10 protein-coding genes and 1 tRNA gene are annotated in these 11,976 nt (G+C 26.0%); all 11 read left to right on the forward strand.

Translation table 4 applies throughout. The annotated features are described in order from the left end of the window. The first annotated feature begins 178 nt into the window (after window positions 1-178). A tRNA-Ser gene (locus SAPIS_RS00845) sits at window positions 179-269 on the forward strand. 134 nt (window positions 270-403) lie between these two features. Beyond that, the gene (locus SAPIS_RS00850) at window positions 404-1,042 is read left to right on the forward strand and encodes a hypothetical protein (protein ID WP_023788936.1); all 639 of its coding nucleotides are present in this window, start codon (window positions 404-406) and stop codon (window positions 1,040-1,042) included. Between the two features lies 1 nt (window position 1,043). Beyond that, window positions 1,044-2,468: a proline--tRNA ligase gene (proS, locus tag SAPIS_RS00855; protein ID WP_023788937.1), complete on the forward strand. Its 1,425-nt coding sequence runs from the start codon at window positions 1,044-1,046 to the stop codon at window positions 2,466-2,468. A 147-nt stretch (window positions 2,469-2,615) separates the two neighbouring features. Further along, window positions 2,616-3,323 (forward strand): glycerophosphodiester phosphodiesterase, encoded by a 708-nt coding sequence (locus SAPIS_RS00860; protein WP_023788938.1) that lies wholly within the window; start codon window positions 2,616-2,618, stop codon window positions 3,321-3,323. A gap of 25 nt (window positions 3,324-3,348) precedes the next feature. Then, on the forward strand, window positions 3,349-4,755 hold the full coding sequence (locus SAPIS_RS00865; protein WP_023788939.1) for an MFS transporter: 1,407 nt from the start codon (window positions 3,349-3,351) through the stop codon (window positions 4,753-4,755). A 440-nt stretch (window positions 4,756-5,195) separates the two neighbouring features. Beyond that, window positions 5,196-5,729: a DUF402 domain-containing protein gene (locus SAPIS_RS00870; protein ID WP_023788940.1), complete on the forward strand. Its 534-nt coding sequence runs from the start codon at window positions 5,196-5,198 to the stop codon at window positions 5,727-5,729. 1,031 nt (window positions 5,730-6,760) lie between these two features. Next, entirely contained in the window at window positions 6,761-7,168 is a 408-nt protein-coding gene (locus tag SAPIS_RS00875; RefSeq protein ID WP_023788941.1) for a hypothetical protein, read from the forward strand. A 720-nt stretch (window positions 7,169-7,888) separates the two neighbouring features. Continuing rightward, complete coding sequence (locus SAPIS_RS00880) at window positions 7,889-8,626, forward strand: hypothetical protein (RefSeq protein WP_023788942.1); 738 nt, start codon at window positions 7,889-7,891, stop codon at window positions 8,624-8,626. A gap of 30 nt (window positions 8,627-8,656) precedes the next feature. Beyond that, the gene (locus tag SAPIS_RS00885; RefSeq protein ID WP_023788943.1) at window positions 8,657-9,010 is read left to right on the forward strand and encodes a hypothetical protein; all 354 of its coding nucleotides are present in this window, start codon (window positions 8,657-8,659) and stop codon (window positions 9,008-9,010) included. Between the two features lie 497 nt (window positions 9,011-9,507). Further along, window positions 9,508-10,161: a hypothetical protein gene (locus SAPIS_RS00890; protein ID WP_023788944.1), complete on the forward strand. Its 654-nt coding sequence runs from the start codon at window positions 9,508-9,510 to the stop codon at window positions 10,159-10,161. A 93-nt stretch (window positions 10,162-10,254) separates the two neighbouring features. Continuing rightward, window positions 10,255-11,907: an ABC transporter permease gene (locus SAPIS_RS00895; protein ID WP_023788945.1), complete on the forward strand. Its 1,653-nt coding sequence runs from the start codon at window positions 10,255-10,257 to the stop codon at window positions 11,905-11,907. Window positions 11,908-11,976 lie beyond the last annotated feature (69 nt).

Below are 11,976 nucleotides of genomic sequence, written 5' to 3' on the forward strand. Positions count from 1 at the left end.
ATTAAACTTTCATTTTTTTTAAAATATGACTTATCTAAAAACACAAACCACCCTGTTATGACGATCGTTTTACAACTTATAAGTTAACGAAATTATTGTTATTAATGTGGCAATAAAAAATGAGCATTTTTCATAATTTTATAGCAATATAAAAAAATTTGTTATAATCTTTTTGTATGGATTGATACTCAAGTTGGTGAAGAGGGCACCCTGCTAAGGTGTTAGGTCGGGCAACCGGCGCGAGAGTTCGAGTCTCTCTCAATCCGCCATTTAGAAAATACAATTCTCCGTAGTTGCTAATTCGCAAAACGGAGTTTTTTTATGAAAACAATTAAGAAATATATATATTTTATTTAAACTATTTTTTATAAAGTAAAATATTTATAGTTAAAGGGGTAATAGTATGGCTAAAAAAGAACTTAAAGAGAATAAAAAGAAAAACACAAAAAAGAAAACTAAAGACGAGAAAGGCCCGATTATCGACTTAAAAGAAGGAGCACCTAAAAAAGGTTTATTTAAAAAAATTGTTGCTGGGAAAAATGAACAAAAAAAAGTATTACAAATAATAAAAAATAAAAAAATTGCAAATTTATACTTTTATACTGATGTTAATAATATACTTCTAATCCTAGAAAATGGAATTAGACTTGTTAAAGACCAACAACTTAAATCTAATGAGGAGTATGTTGTTTGAACTTATCTTGAAAATAATAATTCTGTAGGTATGGAGTTTGATTCTTCATCAAGAGCTCATTTTTGAAAATGGGCTAGTGAAGCAAACGTAGATGTTGAAAAAATATCTGTAGTAGGTATAAACCCACAAACCCTAGCTAAATTAACAAAAAAAGATTGAGCATATGATCAAGTAGCAAACATAGTGTACGTTTATGAAAAAATACCTGTGGAAGCAATTGATTTTATAATGATTAAAGATAAGGCTAATCTAAAGCGTATTCAAACATATGTCCAAGCTAATGAAATTGAAATTGATGTTTACTTTGGTGAAACAGGAAACATAGAAAAAAAGAATGAGGCAAGTTAAAATGACCCAAAAAATTGAAAAAATAACCCCAAGAGATGAAAACTTCTCCCAATGATATACTGATGTAGTAAGAAATGCTGGTTTGATAGACTATGGACCAGTTAAAGGAACCATGATATTCAAACCTTATGGTTACGCAATTTGAGAAAACATACAAAATATATTAGATAAAGAATTTAAAAAAGTAGGAGTAAATAATGTTTACTTCCCATTATTGATACCAGCTAGTTTATTTAACAAAGAAAAAGACCACATTGATGGTTTTGCTCCTGAGGTTGCTACCGTAACTAAAGTAGGGGACAAACAATTAGCAGAAGATTTATATATCAGACCAACAAGTGAAGTTTTAATGGCAGAACATTTTGCTAAAGAAGTAAAATCTTATCGTGATCTTCCATTGATTTATAATCAATGAGTAAATGTTATGCGCTGAGAAAAAACTACAAGACCTTTTCTAAGAACTAGTGAGTTTTTATGACAAGAAGGACATACTGTTCACTCAAGTAGTGATGAAGCAAGAGATTTCACATTAAAGATTCTTGATATATATAAAAAGTTTGCGACAGAGGTTTTGTTATTGCCAGTTATAAGTGGTAGAAAAACAGAGAAAGAAAAGTTCGCGGGTGCTAAAGAAACGTATACTATTGAATCTCTTATGCACGATGGGCAATCACTTCAGGCTGGTACTAGTCATTTTTTTGCAGATAACTTTGCAAAAGCATTTGACATTAAATTCCAAAACAAAAATCAAGAAGAAGAGTTTGCATATTCATCAAGTTGAGGAGTTTCAACAAGACTTATAGGTGCAATAATAATGACACACTCAGATGACTATGGTCTTGTTATTCCGTCAAAAATATCTCCTGTACAAGTACAAATAATAAATATAAATAACTCTGAGGAAGTTGAATCTAGATCAAACGCTATATTTGAAGAGTTATCACAAAGCTATCGTGTTTATATTGACAGGTCAGAAAAAAGTTTTGGTTACAAAATCTCTGAGGCAGAAATTAGGGGTGTGCCAATAAGAATTGAAGTTGGTCCAAGAGATTTAGCAAATGGAGTAGTGACAGTTTCAAGAAGAGATATTAAATCAAAAGTGAGTATTAAGTTTGATGACATCAAAAGTTATATTGATGAACAAATTGTGGAGTTTGACAGAAACATTTATCAAATAGCTTTAGATAATAGAATCAATAGAACATCAAAAGCAGATTCTATTACAGAGTATCAAGATATTTTAAATACAAAACAAGGTTTTGTGTTAGTTCCGTTTTGCGGTGATATCACTTGTGAAAATGATATTAAAGAAAAAACACAAACCAACTCAAGATGTATACCCGATGATGTTGAACAAGTTAAATCAAATTGCTTTAACTGTAAAAAGGAATCAAATTATATGGTTTATTTTGCGAGGTCATATTAAAAATAACTACTAAGGTTTAAAAAATTTGAAAAAAGTTTTTTTAAAAGCCTTAGTTTTTTTTTATTTTTTGGTATGAATAGAAAGGTTAGGAGTTTTATATTAAAAGTAATAACAAAAAAAGAAAAGCGAAAGAAATGAGGTAGAAAAATGTTAGTTGCACATAGAGGTTTTAGATCAATAAATGGTGAGAATCGAATGGTTGATTTCGAAAACGCATTGAAGTATTGCAAGGCTGTTGAGTTCGATATTCGCATCACAAAAGATAAAAAAATAATAATATTTCATGATCACAATTTTTCAAGAATAGGAGATTGTAAAGAAAGGGTAAAGTCGTTAACCTATGAAGAAATAAAAAATATAGACTTTTTTAAAAATAATAAAGAATTTTTACCACCATTATTTATAGAAGATTTTGTTGATAAATTAGCTTTCAAGTATTCAATGATTAATGTTGAAATAAAACCTGATAGGTATAGCATTCAAGACTTTCACATAATAAATGAAGCTCTTTTGATTTTGAGAAAAAAAACACAAGCAGAAATTATCGTATCGTCTTTTGGAGTTTCTTGTTTGGAGTTTATAAATAAACTTCCAGTCGAATTTAAAAAAGCTTATTTAGCGGTAGGCTTAGGAAATATTGATTACTCCCTTTTAAAAAATTTTGATTATCTTAATTTGTGTATAACAACATTAAAACAAAAGAAAAATATCTCAATCATAAAACAAATTAATATGCCATTGAATATATGAACTTTTAAAAATAATGAGGAAGTTAAGCTGATGATTAGTTATTATGGTTTAGATCTTATTCATAGTTTTATTAGCGATGTATCAGACTTAGATGTTGATATTTAATTTTACTTAAAAGGAGGGAGTATTTATGAAAAACAAAGTAATTAATAATACAAATAAAATTAGTAGAAAAACAGTTGGTATAATATCCATTCTAGCCCTTGCGGATGTTTTGGTTATGGCTGCACCTTTCTATTTGAAAAACGTTATGTCCTCTGTGTTGATCGCACAGTCCTTAGGGATTCAAGCTTCGGAGTTTTCACAGGCAACATCGATTTATGGTTACGTATCATTACTTAGTTATTTTGTAGGTGGTTATTTCGCGGATAAAATAAGTTTGAAAAAGTTAACCTTAATAGGTCTTTTCACGAGTGGACTTGTTGGTATTTGATACGGATTTATACCCTTTATAAGTTCTGGAAAACTAGTACAGGTATATGTTATTTTCTCCTTATGAAGTTTTATAACTTGTTTTATATTTTGAAGTGCTTTATGAAAGTTGTTATCTGAACAAGGAACACCAGAACAAAATGGAAAGCTTAATGGTGTACATGGTAGCTTAAACGGTTTAATTGGTTGTTTTGTTATTGGTTTAGCATATCTATTATTTTGACTATTTAGCTCAGTTTGAAAAGATAGCTTAGGAAGTTGAGCATTCTCGGGTTTAGTATTTGTACTTTGTGTTTTAATATTTATGAATTGTATATTATTGTACTTTTTTGTGCCTGAAATAAAAAAGGATAAGATTGCTCAAAGTAACCAATTTGATATAAAAAGTTTTTCGAGTGTTTTGAAAAATTACAAAATTTGACTAGTGACACTTCTTATTATGGGTGTCTATATGTATCAATCTGGTTTAAGTGTGTTTGTAACCTTCATTCAAGATGCACTAGGTGTGACAGCGATAATAGTAATAATTCTTGGGGTTTGTAGAACCTACTTGTTTAGATTTCTTTTCTCAACATCCGCTGGTAAAATTGCTGACAAAAGTCAAAAATACATTCTATTTATCATCATAGGATTAATAATTGCATCGATATTATGTATTACAGCAACATTACTTCCCGGTTTTACATCAGAGTCCTTTAATAATATGTCTAAAGGAATCAAAATTGCTATACAAGTAATTGTAAGTGGTCTTTATTTAATGCTTGGGATAACTTGTTGAGCATTAGTAACAAATAGATGAGCTACAATTTATGAGATAAACATAGATCATAAACATTACGCTCTTTCTGTTGGATTTATATCATTTATAGCTTTCTCACCTGATGCTTGGTTTTGACAACTAGACTCAATTATGCTTAAAAATTTAGGGACTGAGGCTGGTTACTCAACTAATAAACTAGCTAATCAGGCAAGTCTATTAATAATCACAATTATTGGTTTGATTGCCACATTAGCTGGTGTCTTACTTCTAATATGTTTGAAAAAAGAGAGAAAAAAAATCAATGATACTCAAAGACAACAATCAAATGTCAAATTAGATTTATAGAAATCCTATAAATTTGATTTCGATAATAAAAAACAGATTTTTAAAATCTGTTTTTTTATATTTAAATATAAGGTTTTATGAACACAAAACCTTTTAAATTTAATTTTGTGAATCTTATATCAGAGTATTGAAAGCATCTTACATAATATAATATATATAATCAATCTAGCCACTTCGATTCATAATTTTAGGAAATATTTATTAGATGCCTTATTTTTTATAATATTTCTACAGACTTTATAAAACAAACAAACGTAAGTCTTTAATGAATTTTCTAAAAACTAAAAAGCTAAGTATAAAATATTTAAAGTAAAAATCCGCACTTTTGTTTATTATGTAAAAATAGAATAATGTTATATAATAATTTTGTGCCTAATTTAAAGTATTGTATTTTTAAATAAATAATTATAAAGAATAAGAATGAAAGGGGGGTTTTACCTATGAATAAAGTAAAACCAGGACAATCAGTTCTTGTTCATGCATATAAGCATAATGGAAGTTTATATAGATGTTGGGAGAGTGTAAAAGTTCTCGAAGCCAATGATGACCGTATTATTTTAATTAACGAAGAAGTTTTAATTACTGAGTTAAGTGGTAGGAAATGAAAAACAAACGAACCAGCAATTTGAGTTTTCTATAAAAAAAATTGGTACAATGTAATATGTATGTTTAAAGAGCGCGGAATTAATTACTACTGTAATTTAGCATCACCGTATATTATCGAAGAAAATACAATTAAGTACATTGATTATGACTTAGATATAAAAGTTTTTAATGATGGAAGTTTTAAAATTTTAGATTTAAAGGAATTCAATAGAAATCGTTTAGCATTTAACTATTCACGTTCTATTATAGAAGTGGTTTGAGAAACAGTTGATGTTCTTAAGAAAAAAATCAAAGCTAAAAAAGATGAATTTGATCACGATTATGTCAAAGGATTGTGATCAGAGTACGAAAATAAATGAAAAAAATAAAAACCGATTTTTATTAAAAACTGTATCAAAAATAAAAGCGAAAGATGCACTCTTCATATGATATTCGTATGAAGTTTTTTTTATTCATTTAATATAATTTTTTTGATAATGTCTAAAGCGTATTTAATCAAAAAAACAAGCTATGAAAATTGATAGATATCAATAAATAGTTTTATCTAAAGGTGTTTTGCTATAATTCATATTAGTTAGACGACTTAAAACTTTTAGTAATTTTTTATCATTTAGGAGCTAAGTTTGATGATTTCATTGTAACGGGATCGCATTAATGAATAACTTAGCCTTTATGTTTATTAGTAAGTCAGTTTTCAAAAAACCCAGTTAATGGTGATTATTTAATTTCTTTCAACTGAAAGAGTATTTTTCTTTTGAGTATGATTATAACGAAAATATAAGGTCAACGCATTGGACTTATCAAAACTTTATATAATCTAGTTACCAACCTTTTATTTGATAATTTTCTAAACTGATTTTTTTAGTTATTCTAAACTCTTATATTACTAATTAGTGTATTGCAAATAAAAAGTCTTATTGTTTTATAAAAACATATTCTATACTTTAAAGGGTCACCCCAAACTACACAAAAATTATGTATATAATTTTTATAAGAGGGTTCTTTTTTTATGGCTAAAACAAAACTATTTACTGCAGATGAAAAAATGAAAATAGTAAATGAATTTTTATCATCTGATATAAGTGCAAAAAAATAGCAGAAAAATATAATATTAAACAACCATGTACTATTTATCAATGACAGAATAGGTATATAACTAGTGGGATCTCTGGTTTATTTGTCAAAAAAGAGGCAGAAAATCCAGTATTGATAAACAAAAAAACTTCGAAAACATAAAACAAGAGTTAAATTTTTTAAGAAAAGAGATGCAAAATAAAAATAAGGTAAATAGAGAGTTAATTAATAAGGTCAAAATTATGGAAAAGTTCACAGCATCTCTGGTAAAGGATTTAAAAAACAAAAAATAAACATTGAATTTTATAAAATAATAAGTAAATACTTGCAAAAAAATATAAAACTTTCATGATTATTAAATATATTAAACATTAACTTTAAAACTTATAAAAGTTGAGTTAATAATGGTTCAAAAGATTATAAAACAAAAAGAAATACTTCTTATGATTTATTCATAAAACTAGTATTTAATGATTGTGACTTAAAATATGGTACACACCGTAAATGAGGGCATAAAAAAATAGCTTTAAAATTCGGTATTGGTAGAAAAACAGTTTTAAGTTCAATGAAAAGTCAAGGACTTTTTCCTGATAATTGTGAAAAAAGTAGAAAGTGAAAATCTTATGTTAGTGACAAAAAAGAACCTGTAAATACTGCTCCAAATTTATTGAAAAATCCAATTACTGGTAAAGTAGATTTTTTTGCTTCAAGACCATTGGAAAAATATGTTTAGATATACCAGAATTTAAGTTTAGTAACTCTAAATTATATATGTTTGCATATATTGATGTTTATTCTAGATTACCTTTAAAAACTTATTTTCAAGTAATCAAACTACAAAAGAATTAATAAAATCACTATATATATATTAAAAGATAACTACAATATAAATAATTCAATTATCCATACAGATAGAGGAGCCCAGTTTAGAAGTATTAATATGATGAATTTTTGTAAAGCAAATAAAATAAAACAAAGTATGACGGATGGTTATGCTTTATGACAAAACGCAATAGTAGAAACATTCTTTAATAGTTACAAACAATAGAATAGTAAATAAATTAAAAATTACTCCTATAGAAATGTACAAGAGTAATTTGTTAAAATAATTGTAGTTTGGGGTGACCCTTTACTTGACAGAATATGCTTTTTTATCTAATGATTTTTTAATAATAGCTATTGATATTTTGATACTTCGATATGTAAAAAACATTGGAGCAATCCTAATGTCGTCATAGAAGTCATTCTTTGTTTTTTTAAAAAATTAAATTTTTGTATCATTATATATCAGAAGTAAACTTTCTTATATTTTTTAAATTATTTTTTATAATTTAAAAAATATATATATAACTATTTAGAGATTAGTTTTTTTGTTTTTTTTGATAAAATGCTAATAAGTTTTTAAAAAACAAAAGAGGAGTAAATATGTTTTCAAAAAAAATAACAAATTTAAGTGATTTGGAACAATCTTACTATTATTATCATCTGTAATTTTTTTATTTTTGCAACTAAAAATAAAATTGAATTTACCAAAAAAGTAGAATCAAATATATCAATTAAATCTAAATTGAGTGACGAGTCACAAAAATTAGATTATCTTTTTCAAAAGAATTCTAGTTCTAGATCATTAAACGTTTTTAATTCAGATGTTGCTTACAGTTATATTGTTTATGATAAAGAAAGCCGTCGTTTATTTTTTGATATTAATTCGTTAATAAAAGAAGGAGCAACAAGTGAATTTATTGATATATTCACATCGGAATCATTTTTAAAAGAATTAAATTATTCATTCAAGCAAGGAATTTTTACAGTTAATTCCGATGGAACTGTTCATAATGAATTACAAGAATATGTTTATACTCAAAATAATGCATTGTTATCCAGAAGTGTATCAAATTACAGTTGAGGTAGTATTGAGTACAGATGATATTGGTTTATTAAATATAATTTAACTTTAACTTCAGAAAGTCTAAATAAGGTTACAATATCACTAGTGTCTGCAACAAGCCTTGCTGGTGTTGTGTCATGAGTTTTAAGTGGTGTACCATATGCTGGTATAATTTTAAAAATTGTTTTAATAGTTATTTCTTACATAATTGGAAATGTAGCTACAGCTTTAGCTATTGATAAAGGTAGAGGTGTTAAATTTACTGTAATAGGAATATTTGTAGTAAATAAAGAAGCTTTATAATTACATACTAAATAATGGAAAGGAATTTTTATGAAAAATTCAAAAAGAAAGCCATCAGCTAAATTTTATTTATCTTCAATTTTATTTTTAGATATTTTCGGGTTTGGAATATTTATAGCTGGAATTTTTCAAATTATCAACGAAAATACAATTTATGGACAAAAATTGAATGTTGGACTCATATTTTTAGACTCTTTTGTGCCTTTTATTTCAACTTATGTCTTAAGTGTATACATAAGAATAAAATATAAATCCTATTTTATAAGTAGTACAGATAAATCGGAAAGAAAAAAATACATGATTTTTTCTTTTATTTTTATAATAAATTTTTTTGCAATAATTTATTTTTACATTAAAAATAAAAACAAACACGAAGTTAAATAGTGTTAGTTATCTAACATTTATAATGAATAAACAACTTTTAAAAACGTTTTTAGGAGAAAAAATGTGAAAAAAATTATTAAGTGTATTAGGAGCAGTAGGATTATTGCCTTAAACTAGGAGTGTTATTGCATGTAATACAAAAAGTGAAGATAACAATGAAAAATCTGAAACATATGACGATTTACTTAAAAAATACAAATTATTAGACTGATGAAAATATTTTGTTAAGTATAGATTATAAAAATATTCTGTCAAATATATAGTAGGATTATACTCACTTTGCTTTTAAATGTGTTTTTTATTATAAATCAAAAACAAATCTTAGAAGTTTTAATGACACAAAATATTTTATTATTTACTTTTGTTTATAGTTAACCATAAACAACTTTTATTTTAATAAAGACTTTTTATGAAGTATAGGAATATAATTAAAATATCATTATGTTTCAAAATGTTACTATATTTTTTTATATGTGTGTTGTTCTAGAGGAAAAGTTATGATTAAAAAAAGTTTATTATATTTTATAAGTTTATTTCCCTTGTTTGTAAATAATAATCTTAACAGTTTTGAAAGATATATTTGTTTAACTAATAAAGATTCCAACGAATTTTTATCATCTTATGAACAAGAAGAATTACATTTGAGTTATGCTGTCCCGATTGCTGAAGGCGATTATTCTAGAAATGGAAAAATAGCAGAGCATGATTTAACAACAAGGTCAAAGTATGCATATGCTAATAACTACTCAAGTAATAGGGAATTAATTGAAAATTTTAGACAAATTAGAATAAAATTTGATGTTAGAGTCGGAATAAATGAAAATTCGGGATCAGATTACAATTACTACGATTCATATTTATGGCTAATTGTAGACCTAAGTTCCGCAATCAATGGAGACACAAACAAACTTTCTGAATCGGGGAAGAAAACAAATAGAGAAATGTTGGTCCCTGGCTGGAAAAACAAGGAAGCTGGTTACTATACAGGTGATGATTATTATGTAACTTATGTTTTTGAGCATACAACAGGAAATTATGATAAATGAGTTTTTCTGAACACCTGCGTAGTTTTAGGAAAGTCCTTAAATTTTGAAATTAGATATAACGGTGCTTATAGATTCAGAAGTGCTAGTTTTTCTAAAAATATATAAATATATATGTAGACCCTATTATGGCATTTTTGTCTAAATAAACACAATTAAAATTTATGAATGAAATTTTAGTATTGGTACGAAAGGTTTTTTATGAATAAAATAAATTTTTATATTTTTAAAGTTAACTTCAAAAACATCATTTTCAATAAAGTGTTTATAACAATGTTTTTCATTTTTATTTCATTATCGATGGTTATGGAACTAATATCATTTGCCAATTATTTTGACCTTAGTAATAAATATATAACAGATGTTGACCATTTATTTAATTCTGTATTCTTTTTCAAAAAGATATTTGACGTAGTATTTTTATCTGTAATTTTTATTTATATAACGTCATTACTTTTTTCGAGAGATATAAAAGAAGGAAAAACCGACTTGGAGATGAAGGGTGGAATCGGGGTTTTTCAAACTTTCATTCAAAGATGTACAATAATTTTATTTTGTATTGTTATTGTTGTTGTATCTAATTTTATCTTGCAAAGTATCTTGACATTCACAATAAGTAATTTATTTATTGAGTCAAAACTAAAACTAATAAGTTTTCTAGGTTATCAGTTTTTGATTGTATTTTTAATCTCAACTTTCACATTCTTGACATTAATGATTATGGATAATAAGTTTGCACTTTGTTTGATGGGAATAATAGCATGTGTAGTTTCAGTATCACATGTTATAGGAAGTACTGTTTATACAAAAAATAGCGAGCTGTATAACTATGAAACAAATTATTTTACTCTTTATAAACGTAATGATTTTTATAAAAAAATTACACAAGATGAAAACTTTAAAGACATTTTCACTAGGTTTGAAGAAGTTTATGATTACACTAAACAAGATGAAAAAATTAAGCAATATCAGTTTGGTAATTATGAATATATTTTAAATAATGAGCGCAAATTATCAGAAAGACTTTTTGGAAAAAACTATATAGATTTCATTGATTATCTTAATCAAGTATTTTCTGAACATTATAAAGAGTTCAGAAACTATGATGATAGAGGTTTTAAAATTGATGATACCTATGTTTATAATTATAGAAGGGGTTATAACCCACTTTATATAAGAACTAGAAATCCATTATATGTAATACTAAATAAAATAATTAAATTATCTAGTGATGTTAAATATCTGAACTTTTTAAATATTCTAAAAGATTACTCGAATGATTATTTAGCTTTTATGGACTTTTATAGTAGTAATGGGTCATATGACTCTCGTAGCGACTTCGACCATTTCATAAAAACAAGATATTTCGAAAGTACATTGAAAAGCTATAAGACTCCTGATCAATTGGATCTTTATTATTTTATTTCATCTATTTTTTTCACCATAACAAATAGTAATATCAATTTTCGAAAAAACTTTGAAGAAGGTAAAATAGAAGAATTGACACCTCCAAAAGAGTCATTAGAACTATTGAAAAAGGTTGCTAAATACAACCCTTTCAATCAGTTATCACAATTACAGTTTGGTAATTATTACAGTCAAAATTATAAATACTACTATGATACATTTTCGTTTTCATCAAAACAAAAAAACTTTGAAAGTCCTATTATGCCATTGCAATATAAATATTTGAAGAAATCATCAAATACAGAGGGTCCCTATAAAATAGGAGAACTTGAGGAAGTTACAGTCGAACCAATAAACTATACATACCTATATTTTATGTATCTATTGATTCTTACAATCGTTTGAACTTTAACATACTTTAGATATAAAAGAATATTTAAAAATTAATTTAAAAAAAGGATTTAACTTATGAAAAAAAGAACTCACAAGATTGATATCAATTTATACTTGCTCAAA

This window comes from Spiroplasma apis B31, assembly GCF_000500935.1.
GTDB classification, from domain to species: domain Bacteria; phylum Bacillota_I; class Bacilli_A; order Mycoplasmatales; family Mycoplasmataceae; genus Spiroplasma_A; species Spiroplasma_A apis.